This window comes from Sutterella massiliensis, from assembly GCF_016899755.1.
Classification (GTDB): domain Bacteria; phylum Pseudomonadota; class Gammaproteobacteria; order Burkholderiales; family Burkholderiaceae_F; genus Sutterella; species Sutterella massiliensis.
Genome location: NZ_JACJJC010000012.1, coordinates 24,874 through 42,308, shown reverse-complemented (window position 1 = coordinate 42,308; position 17,435 = coordinate 24,874). Strand labels below are relative to the sequence as shown.

Genomic DNA, 17,435 nt, shown 5'->3' with positions numbered 1-17,435 from the left:
CGAAGCTTCCGGTCTGCCTTATTCGGCCTTCTTGCCGTCTTCGCTTTCGGCGGGTTCTTCAAGGAGCTTAGCGACCGTCGTGACGACGTCGCCCATCGTGCGCACCTGTTTGAAAGCTTCGGGTGAGACGCGGCGGCCTTCGAGGTAGGGCTTCAGCTGCACGATCATGTCGACAGCGTCGATCGAGTCAATGTCGAAGTCTTCATAAAGACGCGCCTCGGGGCGGATCTTCTCCTCGGGGATCTCAAAGTCGCGCACGAGAATGTCCTTGAGGATGTCGTAGATTTTTTGTTCGTTCTGGTTGGCGATCATGGGTTTTCAGTCGCATCCCTCAAGCGGCTGAGCTAAGAGGGTGCTTTTCATGTGTGGCCGGCTTGGACCGACAGTTTTTGAGATACCTGCGACGAGCGCCGCTCCTTTAAAGAGCAGCCTGATTCGGATGGCTGTGAGGGCGCATCGTCGAAAAAAATCAGACGCGGTGGGCCGCGACGTATTCGGCAATTGAAGCAACGCTTGAGAAAACACGGCGTGCCTCCTCACTCTCGGCGGCCAGCGAGATGCCGTAGGCTTTTTTAAGAGCGAGTCCGAGCTCAAGCGCGTCGATGCTGTCGAGCCCAAGCCCTTCGCCAAAGAGCGGCGCATTCGGGTCGATGTCTTCGGGCGCGACATCTTCAAGGTTGAGCGAGGAGATGATGAGTCGCTTGATGTCTTCAATGAGCGCTTGCATGAAACGTCCTTAAGCTTGTGTTCTGGCGCGTTCCCGTCGGGATCGGCTTGTCAGGGTTTCTCCTGCGTTTTTGTTCAAGGGATCGAACGACGTGCGAACGCTCGAATGTTGCGCTTTTGGCCGCCCGGATTGAGGCTGCTTCAGCTTCCTTTCCCTGGGAACAAAACCGCGGCGAGCCGTTTGTTGAGCCGCCGCGCCGCAAGAGAAGGCCTCTCATTATAAAGAGGCAGAAGGTCGTCGACGGGCAGGTCTTCAAGGACCTCGAAGGTAAGCGTCATCGGCTCGTCGGGCATGTGCCACCAGCCGCGGTCTTTCGTGAGCCAGCGCGGCTCTGCCGTGATTCTCACGGGGGTGACGGGGGTGGCCGTGTGAAGCGCCACGGCGGCCGCGCCGCGGTGCATGCGGGGCGTTTCGCCGTTCGGCAGATCCACGGGCGTGCGCGTGCCTTCGGGGAAAACGACGAAGGCGGCGCCTCGCCTGAGGTCGGCTTCGAGTTGCTCGAGCGCTTCGGGTCCGAGGTCGTTCGTCGCGTAGCCGGCCGCCCGAACGGGGGGCGCGGTGAACCAGTTTTTCGCCAGCGACGCCTTCACGATCGTTGTTGCCTGCGGAATGCGGCTGATGAGGCAGACGACATCGATGAGCGACGGGTGATTGGCCGCAATGATGAGGCCCTTTCGCTCGAGCCGCTCGGGATTCTTCACTTCAACGCGCACAAGGCCGAGCGAGCGGATGATCGAGACGAAAATCCCGAACCAGCGCCAGACGACAAAGCGCGAGATGCGCACGCGCTTGAGCGCGTCCTTTTCCGCGAGGTTGAGCCAGGGCGTGATGCCGAAGCGAAAGAGCATGCCGCTCGCGCCGAAAAGCCCGAACGCAATCGCGGTGCCGAGAAAGCGGAAGGGCTTAAGGCACTTGGCGGCGAGCTTCGAGCGACGGGGCGAGGCCGTCACTGCTGTGCCTCCTGAGAGAAGTCGACGCCGTTGATGCGCGTGAGCGTGCCGTCCTTGCCGAGCACGACCGCACCGTGCCGCGCGAAAAAGGTCGTCGTGCGCGCTTCGGAGCCCTCGGTCATGAGCCAGCGCAGAATGTCGAGGTCGGCCGACGGCGCGCCCGGCTGATCGAGGCGCGGGTCGGGCGCTTCCGAACCCTTGAAGGCACGGGTGCGCTGCGCGAGAACAGGACCGCGGTTCATGAGTTCGCGCATGCGGGCGGGGTTCGAATCGTCTTCGGCGCGCGCGCAGAGAAAAGCAAGCGCGTGCGTGCTCCCCGGTGCCGCGAAGTCGACGGGGGGCTTCAAGTCGTAGGAAACGACGATGACGCGCTCGACTTCGGTCAAAAGCCCCACCGCCGCATCGAAGGCGGCAGCGAGCGACAGGGGACCGTTCGCAAGCGCGAGCACGTTGCCGCGAAAGCCTGCGGCGATCGTAAGCACGGCGGCAATGCCGTTGTGAACGCTCGTCGCAAATCGGGCGGGCGAGAGCGGCGCCCCTTGGGCGACGTCCTTCACCTGGCGAATCGCTTCGTCGATGTCGCCCCAGCGCGAGGCGAAAACGAGGGCCGTGCTATTGGCATCTTCGGGCGCGAGGAAGGGATTGCGTCCCGTTGTCGGATCTTCGATTGCCCAGAGTACGTCTGCCGCAGCGCGCCCCAAGGGCGTGAGGCGCCGGCGCAGCATCGGCGCCACGCCCGCTGCGGCCGCTTTGGGTTCTGCCGCACCCGGGGCCGCACTTAAGACGAGCGTCGCGTCCGTGAGGCCGAAAGCGGGATGCCGAGCTCGCTCGGCGAGCGTACGAGCGTCGTCGAGCCCGGGGGCCCAGAAGCGGCAGTCGAGAATCTGAAGAGCGGTGAGCACGGGCGAACCTCGGGAAGAGTTTGGGCCGGAGCCGAATCTTGAAGCAAAAGCAAACCGCGCCGCCCGAGTCTTGCTTCTCGGCGAGCGGCGCGGCATGCATTCTAGCAAAGGGCTTTTCGAGCGCCTTCGGTCTTTCGAGCGGTGTTTCGATCGTTACGAATTCGCGATCGGGAGCCGCGCGCGGACAATGTCGGCAAAGACCGCCGTCCAGACGGCGAGCGCGCGGTCGTTGAAATCGAACTTCGGGTTGTGCACGCCCGTGTTGTGGCCGGCATCGTCGTTGCCGATCCGGATGTAAAGACCCGGCACGACTTCGGACATGAAAGCGAAATCTTCGCCGCCCATGCTTGCCGGGAAGCCGTCGTCGAGTTCGACGTTCATGCTTTCGGCCGTGCGGCCAATGACGGGAAGAACCGCCTCTGCAAGCGCCGCATCGTTGATTTGCGGGGGATAGCGGCGGTCGTAGACGACGTGTGCTTCGGCACCGGCAAGTGCGGCCGCGCTTTCGGCCGTCTCTCGGATGCGCGCTTCAATGAGATCGCGCACTGCAGGCGAAAGGGTTCGAACCGTGCCCGTGATGCGCACGCGCTCGGGGATGACGCTCGGCGCGCCCGGGTCGCCAGCCTGAATCGAGCACACGGAAATGACGGCGGGGTCGGCCGGATTGACGTTTCGCGAGACGATCGTCTGCAGCGCCAGAATGAGCTGCGCGGCTGCCGGCACCGGGTCGCGCGTCTGATGCGGTCTTGCCCCGTGCCCGCCATGCCCGACGACCTCAATGTCAAAGAGGTCCGCCGAGGCGGTCATGGCGCCCGCGCGCGCCAAAATTTTCCCAAGGGGCTCGAGTCCGGCGATGTGCGCGGCGTAGACCTCGCGCACCGGGTACTTTTCAAAGAGTCCGTCCTTGAGCATCTTGTCTGCACCTGCCCAGCCTTCTTCGCCCGGCTGGAAGATGAGGAGCACTTCGCCGGCGAAGGCCGATCGGTTCTGCACCGCCCAGGCGGCAAAAGCCAAAAGTCCCGCCGTGTGGCCGTCGTGGCCGCAGAGGTGCGCGCGCATCGGTGTTTCGCTCGCCCAGGCCGCGCCGCACTCGTCGGGCGCGGGGAGCGCGTCCATGTCCGCCCGAAAGCCGATCCTCGCGGGGGGCGCGGCGCTTCCCGCCGCACCGCGCACGACGGCCGCGATGCCGGTCTTGGCAAAGCGCGCGATCTCGTCGACACCGAGCTCGCGCAGCATCGCCTCGACCTTGTCGCTCGTGCGGACGGTTTCCATGCCGATTTCGGGATGCCTGTGGAGGTCGCGCCGAAAGGCGACGATGCGCTCGGCGGCTTCCCGGCCGATGAGCGACTCAAGGCTCGGCATGTTCGGCGTGCAGGGTTCGCTTTTGCGTGCGGGTGCTTGCGGCATGGCTTCAACTCCTTTGGACATTGTTTCGGGCATTGAACGGACGTTTCTGGTACTTCGACTTTGTCGCCGGCTGGTGAGGCCGTGGCAGCTAAGCGAAAGCATGCAAGCAATCTAGCCGCATTCTCGAGGTTCAGGCCGCTCAAGTTTGATCGCTCGGGCGCTTTGCTTTGACGAAACCGCCGCTCGACTGAGAGAAAGTGCTCAAGAAGTCGCCGCCAAGCTTGGAGCGGCGGAGAAAGCCTCGGCAAAACACCGGTTCTAAGCAATCGGCCTTATTTTCAGGCGAGCGCTTTTCCTGTACATTGGAAAAACCATGACGAAGAAGACCCACGCCTTGAGCGGCATTCTCCATGCCGAACGATTTAGCGTCCGCTTCAGCTTTGCGTACCTTACGCGCTGCGAGCGGGATCGTTAATCGCGTCTTCTTTTTCCCAATATCCAAGCGAATACGGCCCGCCCGAAGAGAGCGGGCCTTCGTGTCTATGGGGCGCCTTTTGAAGGAAGACTTCTTGAGTTGAAAGCCGAAAGAAGTTCAAGCCCAAAAGACAATCAATCCCTGAAGTCCCGATCTCCGAGTGCGAAGCCTGCCGCACCGATTTCTTTCACTTCACGACCGAGGACTTCCACTATGACTTCGAACCGCCACGACGCTATCCGCACCCAATCGGTTTGTCTTTCCCGACGCTCGATGCTCGGCGCCTGCCTCATCGCTTCCTTCGGCGGCAGCATCCTTTTGACGGGCTGCGGCGAAGATGCCGCGAAAAAGACCGCCGCAGCACCTGCCGGTGCGCCGGCAGCGGGGGCAGCGGCCGCGACAAACGTCGCCAAAAAGATCGGCATCGTGCAGCTCATCACGCACGAAGCGCTCGACGATGCGGTGCGCGGCTTCCGCGAACGTTTGACCGAGCTCGGCTACGCTGTCGATGGTGCTGCGGGCAAAGACGGCAAAGCCGCGACGATCGATCTGCAGAACGCGCACGGCGACACGGCAACGCTGCAGGCGATCGTTTCGCGCTTCGTCTCAAACGACTGCGACTTGATTTACGCGGTTTCCACGCCCGCCCTTCAGGCGGCTGCGCGCGCAACGCGCACGATTCCGATCGTTGCAACGGCCGTGACAAGTTTCGAGCGCGCCAAGGTGGTGAAGAGCGACGCCAAGCCGAGCGGCAACGTCACGGGCGTCTCCAACGCCGGGCCGATCGACAAGCAGCTCGAGCTTCTCCTTTCGATGCTGCCCCAAGACGCCGCGCCCGCGATCGGCGTTCTCTACACGGCAAGCGAAGACAATTCGCTCGTGCAGGTCGAGCGGCTGCGCGCCGCGGCCGAAAAGAAGGGCGTCAAGCTCGTCGAAACGGCCGTCGCCTCCGTGAACGACATTCAGCAGTGCGTTGCGTCGCTCGCCGGGAAGGTTTCCGGCATTTGGGTCCCGACCGACAACGTGCTCGCGAGCGGCTCGCCCATTCTCGCCAAGAGCGCCGCGCAGGCCAAGATTCCGCTCGTCGCGGGCGACCTCTCGTTCGTGCAGGGCGGGTGCCTCGCTACCGTGACGGTGAGTCATTACGAGCTTGGCCGTATGACGGCGGAAATGGGTGTTGAGATCCTCGAAGGGCGCGCCAAGCCCGGCGATATGCCGATCGGCTCCGCGAAGACGACGAAGACCGTCTGGAACAAGGCTGCGGCCGAAGCGCTCGGCATCAAAATTCCAGAAGGCGCCGAAGTGATCGGCTGAGCACCGACGTGCTGCAGTGCAAAAAAACGCCGCAACGAGTAAGAATCTCGCTGCGGCGTAGCAAGTACCTCATGCAGGCATCTGCGGCGAATTCACTCACTTCAATAGAGCGCGGTTCACCGCAAGTCTGCACACGCACGGATATCTCACGGCGTCTTCAGGTTGAACTTGTGGCAGTCGTTGCACATAAGGGTCGAGGGCTGATGGCCCTTATGGCACTCGGTGCAGTTGACGTCGCCCAAGTGGTTGTAGTGCGGGTTCTGGTCGAGCTTGGCGGTTTTCTTCGCGAGTTCGGCCGGATCGTGGCAGCTCTTGCACGTGTCCTTCGAGACGCGGGCGCCCGGCTGCGGCATGCCCGCCGACTTGTGACAGGTTTCGCACTTGAGGCCGTAGCCGAGGTGACGGTCAGCCGTAAAGTGGTCGGCCGCGCCGGCAGGAGCGGCGGCAAAGAGCGCAAGGAGCGAGGCGCAGAGCGCCGCGGAAATCGAATTCTTCAGCATTTTTTGTTCCTGGTGTCTGTGTCAAAGGGCTGCAATCAGGCCTTGAGCGACTTCGCGCGGCGGGCGAGTTCATTGCCCGCGATGCGGCCGAAAACGGTGGCCGCGCCGAGCTGCGCGCCGCCAGCATAGTTGTGGAAGAAGATGCCGCCCGCGGAGTTGCCGACGGCGTAAAGGCCCGGAATGCTGCGGCGGTCGAGGTTCTGCACTTCAGCCTTCGTATTGATGAGCGGTCCGCCGAAGGTCGCTGTCATGCCGCCCTGGAACGGGATGGCGTAGAAGGGCGCCTTGGCGATCGGGTGCGGCTTCTTGTAGGTGCAGGGCGGATTCATCTTGTCGAGCTCGCCCTTTTTGAGCGCTTCGTTATAGGCCTTCACAACGGCGGTGACGCGTTCGACGGGCAGATTCACCGACTTGCAGAGCGCTTCGATCGTGTCGGCCTTGCCGTACGGATTGTTGAGTCGGTCGAACTTCGGAATGACCTTGTCGAGCACGGAGCAGTCGCTGTCGACGATCACCCAGGCGAAGTTGTCGAGCGTGCGCTGCGCGGTCGTGCGGGCCTTGATGACGTACGTGTTGTTCTCGTCCATGAATCGTTCGCCCGAGGTGTTCACCTGCACGCCGTAGCCCGAATTGAGCACGTCGGCCGGATTGACGTGCGTCGCGCCGACGATCGGGCCCGAGTGGAACTGGTCCATGTTCACGAACTTCGTAAAGAGCGGCAGCGTGAGCGAGATGTTTTCGCCCGTCGTCGAGCGCGAACCGCGAAGCACCATGCGCGTGGCCCAGCCGCCGATGTAGCGGTCGACCATTTCGGGGTTTGCGGAGAACCCGCCCGTTGCGATCGCAACGCCCGCACGCGCCGTAAAGCATTTCGTGCCCTCGGGCGTGAGGACCTTGACGCCCGTCACTTCGAAGCGGTCGTTGTGAAGAAGCTCGATCGCCTTGTGTTCGTAGCGGATTTCGATGCCGCGCTTCCTGCAGGCTTCAAGGAGCTTCTGCACGAGTGCGGCGCCGCCCGTGAGGCCCTTGTCGCCCACCACGCGGCAGGTGCGACCGAGGCGCGGATAGGGCATCGGGCGGATCTTGCCGAACTTCACGCCGATTTCGCTCTCGAGCCAGTCGATCCCGGCGGTGATGTTGTCGGTGTAGCAGCGATTGAGCGCCTTGTCGCCCATCTGCTTCGAAATATCCATCATCATCGCGTAGAAGGCGTCGGCCGTGTCTTCGATTCCCTGTTCCTTCTGGTGGCGCGTCCCCCAGCCGCAGACGGAACCGAGCGCATAAATGGCGTTGCCGTCGGGGCGGTCCATCTTTTCGAAGACGACAACCTTGGCGCCCGCGTCGTGGGCGGTGATGGCCGTGATGAGGCCCGAGGGACCTGCACCGAGGACGATTGCGTCGTATGCGCCGTCGGTTTTCTCTTCTGCCGCTTTGGCGGCGCCGGCAGCGCCGATCGCGGCGACGCTCGCCGCACCGAAGATCGAGGTCTTCAGAAGGCCGCGGCGGCTCATTTCGATTTTGGACATTTTGCTCTCCTAGAAAATGGGGGGTGCGTCGAAGCGTCGAGAACACGGCTTGGCCGTCTCGTTGTTGCTCGAGCGCGATCGAGTCGGTGGAGATTCTGCACGCAGTAATCCACTAAGTACCCGGGCGTTGCGTCAAGGAACGGCCAGCGGCGGACAGCTCATCGGCGAACTTGATCAGGCGAGGCTTTCACTTCGCTCGAGAGCCCTGTAAATTGGCGGCATGACAACCTTTTCTTTCTTTCGTGCCCTCGTCCGAGCAGCTCGTCATCCTTTTGCGCTTCTTAAAACGGCTCGTGCTTGCTTGCTTTCCGTGATGTGTGCGGCGAGCCTGGCGGCTATTTCGGTGCCGGTGCAAGCCGTGTCTGCCGCTGCTGACCTCCGTGCACTCAAACTGCAGGCGGATGCCGTTCCCGCCACGGCACTTCCCGTTCGGGTCGGCATCGTCGAATTTGTACGCCCCAATCCGAACGAGCCCGTGCTTGATGCGACGACGCACGCGCTTGTTGAGGCCTTCGGCCGCGACAACGTTCATGTGGCGTACTACAGCCTTTTCGGTCTTGAGGAAGCGGTGCGTAAGGGTGAAGTCGACATCTTCATTGCGAGTGCGGGTTTTTACATCCGAATGACGCCTTGGGGCGTCAGAAGCCTTGCGACAGTCGTTTCTCGGAACTATCCCAATCCGAACGGCAACGACGGCACGCTCATGCTCGTTCGACGGGATCGCAAAGACCTCGTTTCGCTCGAAGATTTGCGCGGCAAACGGCTCGCGACGAGTACTCCGTATGCCTTTACGGGACTTCAGGTGCCCAATCGTGAGATTTATGCTGCGGGATATGATCCCGACGATTTTTTCAAACATATCCGCTTTCTCGGCGACGATGACAAAATGATCGGCGCCTTCGATCTGCTGGAAGACGGAGAGGTGGACACAGCTTTTTTCCGCCTTTGTCTTTTTGAAGCGCTCGAAAAGAAAAGTCCCGAGCGTGCTGCGCGCTTTCGCGTGATAAACGAGCAAACGGAGCCTGGCGAAGCCTGCCGCCGATCAACGCGGCTTTATCCGTCCTGGACGGCGGGGTCGACGCCATCGGCCGATCCTAGAATCTCCCGCCTCGTTACGCGCGTCCTTCTTCAAATGCCGCCGGCAGGCGAATCGGGGCTGTATTGGGGAGTCGCTACGAACTATTCCGAGGTTGACGCCCTTTTTCGCGATCTGCGGCTCGGTCCCTACGCGTACTTAAGAAGCTGGACGATCCGCCGGCTTTTTGACGAATACGGCACTTATGTCGGTTTTGTCGGACTTTTTGTTTGCGGGCTGCTGCTGCACGTCATGCGAACGAGCCGTCTCGTGCAAATTCGGACGGCGGAACTTGCCCAGGCGCTTGAGCGCGAGAAGCATCTCAAGCATGAGGCACAGGCCGCCAACGACAGACTCTCACGCATAGAGAAGGCAAGCGCCGTCGGACAGCTTTCGACGATTTTTGCGCACGAGATGCGCCAGCCGCTCGGCGCCATTTCGCTTTATGCCTTTGGGCTCAAAAAGCGCGTTGATGCCGGCCAGTACGACGAGAACGTTTTTGCCAAAACGCTTGCCAAGCTCGTGGACCAAGCTGCGCGTGCGAGTCAAATCGTGGAAAGAGTAAGGACTTATGCCAAGGCGGGTGCAATCAAGACAACGGCACTCGATCTCACAGAGGCGGTCAAGCGCGCAATAGACAATCTGCGCGTGACGGGGCGCGCGCAGGCGCATATCGCTTTCGAGCCGCCTCAGAACTCCGTATCCGTGACGTTCGATGCGCTCGATCTCGAGCTTGTCATCCTCAATCTTGTCAAGAACGCGCTCGATGCCGTGAAGCCGCTTGCCGAGGCCGGCCGCGTAACCATTCGCATCTTGAACAACGGCGCACGCGAAGCGGTGCTTGAAATCGCCGACAACGGCCTGCCGCTTTCCGAAGAGGGCTTTGCCGCTTTGTCTGCGCTGCGGCCGAGTCAAAAGTCCGAAGGTCTCGGACTTGGTCTTGCGATCGTGCGCAGCATTCTTGAACGGCACTCGGGACGCCTGACTTTTTCAAGATGCGAAACGGGCGGCTTGATCGTTTGCGTTTATTTGCCGCTGGCGGGCGGCGACGCCGACCGGGACGGCGTCGAACAATCGAAAGCATGAGGTGGATTCAACTATGCGGCCGCAAGACGTTGTACTGAGCGACGAGGAAATTTCTCAAGCAAAGCGCGAAGTGCTCATTCGCGTTGTTGATGACGATGATTCGCTGCGCGATGCGCTTTGCTTCGTGCTCGAAACGGAAGGCTGGAAAACGGCAGCGCATGCCAGTGCCTCCGAGTTTTTGAAGAGCGATTCGCCGTCGGTGCCCGGCTGCGTCGTTCTTGATATTCGCATGCCCGGCATGTCGGGCCTTGAAGCGCAGCGAGCGATGAGCGAGCGCGGGATCGATCTGCCGATTGTGTTTCTCACCGGGCACGGCGACATCGATATGGCGGTCGGTGCGCTCCAGGAAGGAGCGGTTGATTTTATTCAAAAGCCTGTCGACAACGAACGGCTGCTTGCGGTGATTGCTTATGCGGCGAACAAACATTTGGCGGCGCGAAGCGGGCGTGTTGACGGCGAAACGCTTCTCAAGCGTGCGGCAGAACTCACCGATCGCGAAAAAGAAATTGCTGCAGCGCTCGCCGACGGGCTCGTCAACCGAGAAATTGCCGCGCGCCTTTCGATTGCGCAGCGCACGGTCGAAGTGCACCGCGCCGCCGTTATGCGCAAGCTTGGCATCCGGAAGCCTTCCGAGCTCGAGCCGATTCGAAAGTGCCTCAAATAAGTGCAAATAGGTACGCTTTGGGTATCTTATCGGGTTGTTAAATTTGTTTGAAAAAGACTATTTTGCTGTTAGCACGCATAGATTTTTCTTGCCGACAACTTCACGATGATCATGAAGCTTTCCTCGAACGACCGAAAAGTGCCGGCGCAGGCAGCGCTCCACTTTGGCAGTCGTTCGCCGGAAAAAGCTCGTGAGTTCGATAAGGAGGTTTTTCTATGACGACAAGGCGCCAGATCGTATCGGCATTTCTCGCCGCGGCCGTTTCCCCGTTTGCCGTCAATGCTTGGGCGGCGGACAGCACCGGCTTGAGCGACCTTCTCGGCGGCATTGCCGATGTGGCAACCCGCCGCTATGCCGAACGCTATCGCGACGAGGGCCGCTGGGACGGCCGCTATTACTACGACAACTACGACAATCGCCGCTACACGCGCGACGAATGGCGCAGAGAGCTCGAGCGCCGTGCGCGCGCTGAAGACGAAGGGCGCGACTGGCGCGACAGCAAGCGCCGCGCCTGGGAAGAAAAGCGCTACGGCAAGGAATACCGCAAGTTCCGTCGCGAACAGGAGCGCCAACGCCGCGACGAAGAACGCGTGAGACGCAACGACGAAGCCGTGCGCCGCCGCGACGAAGCGATTCGTCGTCAGGACGAACGCCGTGCTGCGGAAGAGCGCCGTCGTGAGCGCGAGCGCCAGCGCGAAGAACGCGAACGTCAGCGCCGTGACGACGAGCGCGTGCGCCGCAATGACGAGGCCGTGCGCCGTCGCGACGAAGCGATTCGACGTCAGGACGAACGTCGTGCGGAAGAAGAGCGCCGCCGCGAAGCTGCGCGCGCGATCGGCGATCGACTGTTTAGATAACGACCAACCGGTGCGCGGACCGTTTTAGAGATCCGCGGCCGAATTCGCAGATAGGAAAAAGGGGCGCCGAAGTTTCGGCGCCCCTTTGTGCTTCACTAAGTTCGTGAAGCGAACCGACGGTTAGCGAAGCGCGTCTTCAAGCGCTGCACGGAAGGCGTCCGACGTCACAGTCGCGCCCGACACCGTATCGACCTTGCCGTTCGTGCGGACGGCTTCTTCGGGGAGGCGTTCGAGCGCCTTCGTGCCGATGCCCGGCGTTTCGTTGGCTTCGATCACGCGAACGGCCGAGATCTTGCCGTCCTTCGTGCGTACGCCGAGAACGACGTCGCCGCCCATGCCGCGGGCGCGGCCCACCTTTTCGCCGGCTTCGCTCTTTGCTTCAGCCTTGGCGGCAGCGGGCTTGAAGCCCGGGCCTGTGAGCACGCTTTCCTGCGAGACGTCCGTCTTCACCTGCGCGGCCGAGGCACCTGCGATGCGCCCGAAAATGAGCGATTCGCCGATGTTGCCCGTACCGTTGTATTTGTGCGAGAAGATCGAACCGAGTTCGCCCGCGCCGTAAAGATGCGGGATGCGTTCGCCCGAGCGGCTGAGGATCGCAGCAGTTTCGTCGCGCTCCGGCCCGCCCTGGGTGTTCGTGTAGGTCGGAACGACCTCGACGGCATAGAAGGGCGCCTTGAGGAGCGGCTTCAAAAGCTTGGCGCTGCGGCCGAACTCTTGGTCGACACCCGCTTTGCAGAACGCGTTGTAACGGTCGATCTGAGCGAGCAGGCCGTCGGGATCGATGCCGACAAGCTTGGCGAGCTCTTCGATCGTGTCGGCCTTCTTCACGAGCCCCGACTCAATTTCCTTCACCGCGCCTTCGCTCCAGGCGCCGTAGACGCGCGACGTCGTGCGTGCTTCGTCGTCAAAGATCATGAAGGCGGGATCGGGCATCTGCAGGTGACGGTAGTCGTTGTGGAACTTGATGCGGCCGTGCTTCGTCTTTTCGGTTTCGTTCCAGAAGCGCTTGCCGTCGGCGCCGACCATGATCACGTTATGACGCGTGAAGGCGGGGCCGCCCCAAGCCGAGTCCTTCGAGCCCGCTGTCATGTAGCCGAAGGAAATGCCCGTTTCCGGATTGAGCACGTTGGGATCGGGCCCGTTGTTGTTGGCCATGTTGACGAGCCGCGCGTCAACGTCCATTGCCATCAGTATGCCGTCGCCCGTATTGAAGCGCGCCCCCTTGGCGTAGGCGACGGGTGTATTGGCGAAATTGCGGAACATGTCCGGATTGTTTTCGTAGCCGCCCGTCGCGAGAACGACGCCGTTCTTGGCGCGGATGTTGACGGTTTTGCCGTTCACCTTGGCGACGACGCCGTGCACGATGCCCGTGTCGCGATCCTGCAGGAGCTTCGTGGCGGGTGCTTCGAACCAAACGTCGATCTTATCGGCGCGCTTCTTCACGTTCGCCTGGATCAGGCCGTAAAGACGGCCGTCGCCGCCCGGCGCCTTCACGATCGTGAGGCCGATCGCCGCTGCGCCCGGATATTCCGGATATTCGGCGTAGTAACTCTTCACAGGATCCTTCGCGCCCAAGAATTTCAGATAGTCGACCTGCTTCTTGGCTTCGGCGATGAAGGTCTTGTAGACCTCGTCGCTCGGGTTGGTGTTCTTGCCGCGCAGCGTCTGGAAGTAGCGAAGGATGTCGGCTTCGCTTGCCTTCGTGTCGTCAATCCAGAGCGCCTGCTGCGCCGCATAGCGGCTGTTGCCGCCTTCCTGGCCCAGGGGCGCCTTTTCAAGGAGCAGCACGCGCGCGCCGGCGTCGGCCGCCGCAATCGCGGCCGCGCCGCCCGCAAAGCCGTAGCCCGCAATCACGACGTCGTATTCGGCGTCCCAGCGAACGGTCTGCAGGTAGGGCGCCTTCTGAACGACTGCTGTTTCAGGGGCGGCTGCCGAAACCGGTTCGGCGCTGACGAAAAACATCGGCAAAAGCGCCAGCCCGAGGGCCGTCATTTTGAATTTTTTCATGTTTACTCTCTCCTTTTTGTCTGGACTTCTCTTTTCAGAATTTCCGAAAAAGAAGAAGTCTGAAAGGTGATCGGTCTTCACCGTTCGACAAACCGTATCGTAAAGAGCGAGTAGCTAAAATACGCAAAAAAACTTCGATGGAATGTTCGAATCATCATTTCGAAAATTCCGAAATCATTTTCGGGTATCTACCGATGTTTCACTTCGACGACAAGGATCTCAAGCTCGTCATTGCGATTGACCGCTGCGGCAATATCAGCGAAGCCGCCGAGAGCGTTCACTTGGCCGTGAGCTCGGCGAGCGGCCGGCTCGCGGCGACCGAGTCACGCTTGGGTGTTCGTCTTTTCGAGCGCCGCGCGCACGGCGTCAGCACGACGCCCGCTGGTGCGGCGTTCGTTCGCCGGGCGCGCAGGATGGTGCTTGAAGCCGAGGCGCTCGTGAGCGAAGCCGAACATTTGCGCCGCACGAATACGACGCTTCGGATCGCGTCGAACGTCAACGCCATGGTGAGCGTTTTGCCGGCCGACCTCGGCCGATTTATGCAGGCGCACCCCGATTTGTCGGTGACGCTCGCGCATTTTTCGCGCGCAACGGAGCTTCTCACGAACGTCGCGCTCGGCGAATCGGATATCGGCGTGACCGCGTCGGCAGGCGATTTTGCCGGTCTTCGCTTTTATCCTTACGACACCGATCGTCTCGTCGTTCTCGCGCCCGTCGATCATCCGCTCGCGCGTCTTGGGCGAGCCGTTCGTTTTGCCGAAGCCATGACATTCGACTACATCGGCTTGACGCCTAATTACGCGCTCGAGCAGATTGTGGAAGAGAAGGCCGCGGAAGCGGGCATTGCGCCGCGCATCCGCATGCGCGTCGGCTTTTACGCGTCGGCGCGCATGCTTGTGACCACGGGCGTAGGTCTCACGATTCAGCCGCGCGGGTGCGTGCAGTCGGATTTCACGGGCGCGTGCATCGAGCTTGATGAACCTTGGGCGCTGCGTGAGCTCAAGATTTGCGTGCGCGAATCGACGCTCAACGACAAACCCGAAGCGGCCGCACTGATCGAAGCGCTCACGGCTGCGGCGCGCGAACGAAAAAGCAGTTCGACAACTGATGGCACTCAGTAAGCCGCGGGACCAAAGCCCGTGATGCGGCCCGTGCTCGGCATCGGCACGGGATCGCGGGCTTCAAGGTGCTTGGCGAAAATCTCAAGGTCGAGCGCACCGCGCTCGGCTTCGCAGGGCTCGCACGAGAGGTGCTTGGCGCGCGCGAAGAACGTAAAGCCGTCGCCCCCTCGAGCCAAGTAGTCAAGCGTCACCACGCGATAGCGCTTTTCGGGCGAAATGGCACGCCAGTGCGTTCCGCTTTCGGCCGCAACGGGGACCTCGACGCGCACGATGCGCCGACCGACGGGTGCCGTCGGATCGATTTCGTAGCGAAGCCCTGCGGGTTGCAGCAGGTGCGGCCCGTCAACGGTGGGCTCGGCCGTACCGTGTTCGAGCGCGGCAACGATGTCGCGTCCGGCGACTTCAATGACGGCAAGCCGGTTGCCGAAGGGATGCATCTCGAGTATCGAGCCTCGGTCGATGCGTCCGACGGGGAGCGCCGAGCGGATCGCGCCGCCGTTGACGAGCGCAATCTGCGCGCCGCTCTTGCGCGCAAAGTCAAGAAAGGCGTCCGCAGCGAGCAGTCCCGAGAGGCACTCGCCCTCGCGGCACGCGTCAAGCCCGTCGGCGTAGCGGTTGGGGTTGGTCGAGACGTAGGCCGCGCGAAATTCGGCAATGTCTTGGGCGGCTTCGGTGACGATGCTTTCGAGCTCGGGATCACGCGGCAGGTCTTTCTCGAGCCGAACGGGGCCGCCCGACCAGTCGATGGCGCGACCGTCGTGCGAAAAGCGAACGACGAGCCGACCGAGGTATTCGGTCGAGCGCTTCGCCTGCACGACGAGCGTACGCTCGCCCTCCGGCGAAACGACAACGGTCGGGTAAGGACCTTCGTTGCCCGGAAGCCCTTCGCCCAAAAGACTGTGCGTGTGGCCGCCGACGATAACGTCAATGCCGCGTACCGCTTCGGCGAGTGCTTGGTCGGCTTCGTAGCCCTGGTGCGTGAGTGCAATGACGATGTCGGCGCCCGCCGTTTCGAGTCTCGCGACGGCCGCTCGGGCGGCTTCGATGTTCTCAAGAAAATCGAGGTTCTCGGCCATCTCGTCGGCACGCGCCGCAAAGGAGTCTTCTTCGCTGTTGGCAAGTCCGAAAACGCCCACTTTGACGCCGTCGAATTCGAAAAGGCGATCGGGTGCAAAAACGGTGCGCGGCAATTTGTCGAGCGCGCTCCCCGCTTTGGGGGCGATGTTCGCGGCAAGCGTCGGATGCGTCGAGCGCTTCAGGTGTTCGGCGAGTACGTCGACACCGAGGTCGAATTCGTGATTGCCGAGCGTGAGCGCATCCCAGGGGATGGCATTCGTCGCGCGTCCGATGAAGACTTCCCCGCCCGTTCGAAAGAAAAGCGTTCCCTGCCAGCGGTCGCCTGCGTCGAGCGCGAGCACGTGCGGGTGCGCGGCTTTTTCGCTTTTGATTTTTGCTGCGATGCGCGCGTAGCCGCCAAGGCAGGCTTCGTCGGCGTCGCAGGGGGCGCCGCGCTCGGTCATGCCCGCCGCATAGGCGTGCGTGTCGTTGGCGTGCACGATGACGAGCTCGAACGGTTCGCTCGCTGCCGTGGGCGCTGCGGCTGTCTCAGATGTCTCGCCGGACGCTGCCGGCAGAGCGTAAAGAAGCGTCGTACAAAGCAGCGAAGCCACGAGTCGGCGCAAGGGATGAAAGTCCGTTTGAAGAGGCATGGTGCGGCGCCGCTTGTGGAAAAGCGGCAGAAAAAAGACTGCGCGGGAAGGCGGACGGCAGACAGCGCCGCAGCGTCTGTCTGCTGCCGACTATGCCGTATTATGCCGTCGATAGGTGTTGGGCAAGGCGCCCTAAAACGGCGGCCCGACGGCATCCTCGACGGCGCGTCTGCCTTCTTCGCAACGGTTTTGCTAGTTTCTTCACATGTCCCGAGTCATCAATTTCGGTTCTCTCAACATCGACTATGTCTACGCGGCGCCGCATTTCGTGCGCGGCGGCGAAACGCTTGCAGCGACCGCGCGCAGCATCCATGCGGGCGGCAAAGGGCTCAACCAGAGCATTGCGCTCGCGCGGGCGGGGCTCGCGACTCTGCATGCGGGTGCGGTCGGGCTCGACGGTCTTTTTTTGAAAACGCTTCTCTCGGACGCGGGCGTTGATGCGACGCATGTTGCGGTCGATCCAGAGCACCCGTCGGGACATACCGTCATCCAAGTAACGCCCGAAGGCGAAAATGCCATCCTCTATTACGCGGGTACGAATGCGACGATCGATGCGGAATTCGTGCGCGGCATTATCGGGGCAGCCGGAGCAGAGGACGCGGTGCTGCTGCAGAACGAGACGAGCGCGGTCGCCGACATCGTCGAAGCGGCTCTCGAAAAGGGCCTGCGCGTCATCTTCAATCCCGCGCCGTTTGACGACTCGGTGACGGCGCTTGCGCTCGAGCGGCTTTTTGCGCTTTGCTTGAACGTCACGGAGGCCTGCGGCATCCTCGGACTCGATCCCGAGGTCGATGGGGCTCGTCCCGACGCGGGCGAACGGATGCTCGCGGCGCTCGCCGCGAAGTTCCCGAAGACCGTCATCATTCTGACGCTCGGCTCGAAGGGCGCCCTTTGGGTGCGCCCGGGCGAAGCGCCCGGGTTCGTGCCCGCCTTTCCCGTGAAGGCCGTCGATACGACAGGCGCGGGCGATACGTTTGCGGGCTATGCGGTTCGCGCGCTGCTTTCGGACGACGCAGACGAAGCGGCTTTTGCGGCGGGCATGCGGCTCGCGGCCATGGCTGCGGCCCTATCGGTCACAAAGCCCGGCGCCGCCGACTCGATTCCGACGCTCGAGGCCGTCGAGCGGGCGCTTGCTGCGAACGAAGCGTGAGATTTTTGAGCCAACGAATTCGACA

16 protein-coding genes are annotated in these 17,435 nt (G+C 62.1%); 6 read left to right on the top strand and 10 right to left on the bottom strand.

Going from position 1 to position 17,435, the window contains the following annotated elements; translation table 11 throughout:
• Positions 1-18 precede the first annotated feature (18 nt).
• The 6 genes from H6A60_RS08230 to H6A60_RS08205 all read right to left on the bottom strand — a co-directional run bounded on the left by H6A60_RS08230 (position 19) and on the right by H6A60_RS08205 (position 4,428).
• Positions 19-312: an acyl carrier protein gene (locus H6A60_RS08230; protein ID WP_205103315.1), complete on the bottom strand. Its 294-nt coding sequence runs from the start codon at positions 310-312 to the stop codon at positions 19-21.
• Between the two features lie 157 nt (positions 313-469).
• Positions 470-727, bottom strand: a complete 258-nt coding sequence (locus H6A60_RS08225; RefSeq protein ID WP_205103313.1) for a phosphopantetheine-binding protein — start codon at positions 725-727, stop codon at positions 470-472.
• A 140-nt stretch (positions 728-867) separates the two neighbouring features.
• Positions 868-1,677, bottom strand: coding sequence for a lysophospholipid acyltransferase family protein (locus tag H6A60_RS08220; protein ID WP_338054853.1), 810 nt, complete (start codon positions 1,675-1,677; stop codon positions 868-870).
• On the bottom strand, positions 1,674-2,579 hold the full coding sequence (locus H6A60_RS08215) for a beta-ketoacyl synthase chain length factor (protein ID WP_205103311.1): 906 nt from the start codon (positions 2,577-2,579) through the stop codon (positions 1,674-1,676). Before H6A60_RS08215 ends, H6A60_RS08220 begins: the two co-directional genes overlap by 4 nt.
• 153 nt (positions 2,580-2,732) lie before the next feature.
• A complete protein-coding gene (locus H6A60_RS08210; protein ID WP_239477662.1) occupies positions 2,733-3,986 on the bottom strand; it encodes a M20 metallopeptidase family protein in 1,254 nt (417 codons plus the stop codon).
• Between the two features lie 139 nt (positions 3,987-4,125).
• Positions 4,126-4,428, bottom strand: a complete 303-nt coding sequence (locus H6A60_RS08205) for a hypothetical protein (RefSeq protein WP_205103309.1) — start codon at positions 4,426-4,428, stop codon at positions 4,126-4,128.
• Positions 4,429-4,614: 186 nt separating this feature from the next.
• Between H6A60_RS08205 and H6A60_RS08200 the strand changes: the two genes are divergently transcribed.
• Positions 4,615-5,715 carry an ABC transporter substrate-binding protein gene (locus H6A60_RS08200; RefSeq protein WP_205103307.1) on the top strand — a complete coding sequence of 367 codons (1,101 nt, stop codon included), beginning with the start codon at positions 4,615-4,617 and terminating at the stop codon, positions 5,713-5,715.
• Positions 5,716-5,861: 146 nt separating this feature from the next.
• Here the strand turns inward: H6A60_RS08200 and H6A60_RS08195 are convergent, their stop codons facing one another.
• Positions 5,862-6,215, bottom strand: a complete 354-nt coding sequence (locus H6A60_RS08195) for a cytochrome c3 family protein (protein ID WP_205103305.1) — start codon at positions 6,213-6,215, stop codon at positions 5,862-5,864.
• Between the two features lie 35 nt (positions 6,216-6,250).
• Positions 6,251-7,741, bottom strand: a complete 1,491-nt coding sequence (locus H6A60_RS08190) for an FAD-dependent oxidoreductase (protein ID WP_205103303.1) — start codon at positions 7,739-7,741, stop codon at positions 6,251-6,253.
• Between the two features lie 358 nt (positions 7,742-8,099).
• Here H6A60_RS08190 and H6A60_RS08185 point away from each other — a divergent pair, with 358 nt between their 5' ends.
• From H6A60_RS08185 to H6A60_RS08175, 3 genes are all read left to right on the top strand, one after another.
• Entirely contained in the window at positions 8,100-9,902 is a 1,803-nt protein-coding gene (locus H6A60_RS08185; protein ID WP_205103301.1) for a PhnD/SsuA/transferrin family substrate-binding protein, read from the top strand.
• Between the two features lie 13 nt (positions 9,903-9,915).
• A complete protein-coding gene (locus H6A60_RS08180) occupies positions 9,916-10,566 on the top strand; it encodes a response regulator transcription factor (RefSeq protein ID WP_205103293.1) in 651 nt (216 codons plus the stop codon).
• Positions 10,567-10,781: 215 nt separating this feature from the next.
• A complete protein-coding gene (locus H6A60_RS08175) occupies positions 10,782-11,423 on the top strand; it encodes a hypothetical protein (RefSeq protein ID WP_205103290.1) in 642 nt (213 codons plus the stop codon).
• 120 nt (positions 11,424-11,543) lie between these two features.
• Here H6A60_RS08175 and H6A60_RS08170 read toward each other — a convergent pair whose 3' ends face one another.
• On the bottom strand, positions 11,544-13,430 hold the full coding sequence (locus H6A60_RS08170) for an FAD-binding protein (protein ID WP_205103289.1): 1,887 nt from the start codon (positions 13,428-13,430) through the stop codon (positions 11,544-11,546).
• A 194-nt stretch (positions 13,431-13,624) separates the two neighbouring features.
• Between H6A60_RS08170 and H6A60_RS08165 the strand changes: the two genes are divergently transcribed.
• Complete coding sequence (locus H6A60_RS08165) at positions 13,625-14,551, top strand: LysR substrate-binding domain-containing protein (RefSeq protein WP_205103286.1); 927 nt, start codon at positions 13,625-13,627, stop codon at positions 14,549-14,551.
• Here the strand turns inward: H6A60_RS08165 and H6A60_RS08160 are convergent.
• Positions 14,545-16,260, bottom strand: coding sequence for a bifunctional metallophosphatase/5'-nucleotidase (locus H6A60_RS08160; RefSeq protein ID WP_205103284.1), 1,716 nt, complete (start codon positions 16,258-16,260; stop codon positions 14,545-14,547). The two genes, H6A60_RS08165 and H6A60_RS08160, sit on opposite strands and share 7 nt — an antisense overlap.
• 205 nt (positions 16,261-16,465) lie before the next feature.
• On the opposite strand from H6A60_RS08160, the gene H6A60_RS08155 reads away from it, so the two are divergent.
• On the top strand, positions 16,466-17,410 hold the full coding sequence (locus tag H6A60_RS08155; RefSeq protein ID WP_205103282.1) for a ribokinase: 945 nt from the start codon (positions 16,466-16,468) through the stop codon (positions 17,408-17,410).
• The last annotated feature ends 25 nt before the right edge of the window (positions 17,411-17,435 follow it).

Bases quoted from the DNA above. Each gene is read 5' to 3' on its own strand.
- H6A60_RS08170 (WP_205103289.1), bottom strand. From the start codon at position 13,430: ATGAAAAAATTCAAAATGACGGCCCTCGGGCTGGCGCTTTTGCCGATG.
- H6A60_RS08200 (WP_205103307.1), top strand. From the start codon at position 4,615: ATGACTTCGAACCGCCACGACGCTATCCGCACCCAATCGGTTTGTCTT.
- H6A60_RS08175 (WP_205103290.1), top strand. From the start codon at position 10,782: ATGACGACAAGGCGCCAGATCGTATCGGCATTTCTCGCCGCGGCCGTT.
- H6A60_RS08190 (WP_205103303.1), bottom strand. From the start codon at position 7,741: ATGTCCAAAATCGAAATGAGCCGCCGCGGCCTTCTGAAGACCTCGATC.
- H6A60_RS08225 (WP_205103313.1), bottom strand. From the start codon at position 727: ATGCAAGCGCTCATTGAAGACATCAAGCGACTCATCATCTCCTCGCTC.
- H6A60_RS08155 (WP_205103282.1), top strand. From the start codon at position 16,466: ATGTCCCGAGTCATCAATTTCGGTTCTCTCAACATCGACTATGTCTAC.
- H6A60_RS08160 (WP_205103284.1), bottom strand. From the start codon at position 16,260: ATGCCTCTTCAAACGGACTTTCATCCCTTGCGCCGACTCGTGGCTTCG.
- H6A60_RS08230 (WP_205103315.1), bottom strand. From the start codon at position 312: ATGATCGCCAACCAGAACGAACAAAAAATCTACGACATCCTCAAGGAC.
- H6A60_RS08210 (WP_239477662.1), bottom strand. From the start codon at position 3,986: ATGCCGCAAGCACCCGCACGCAAAAGCGAACCCTGCACGCCGAACATG.
- H6A60_RS08180 (WP_205103293.1), top strand. From the start codon at position 9,916: ATGCGGCCGCAAGACGTTGTACTGAGCGACGAGGAAATTTCTCAAGCA.
- H6A60_RS08195 (WP_205103305.1), bottom strand. From the start codon at position 6,215: ATGCTGAAGAATTCGATTTCCGCGGCGCTCTGCGCCTCGCTCCTTGCG.
- H6A60_RS08165 (WP_205103286.1), top strand. From the start codon at position 13,625: ATGTTTCACTTCGACGACAAGGATCTCAAGCTCGTCATTGCGATTGAC.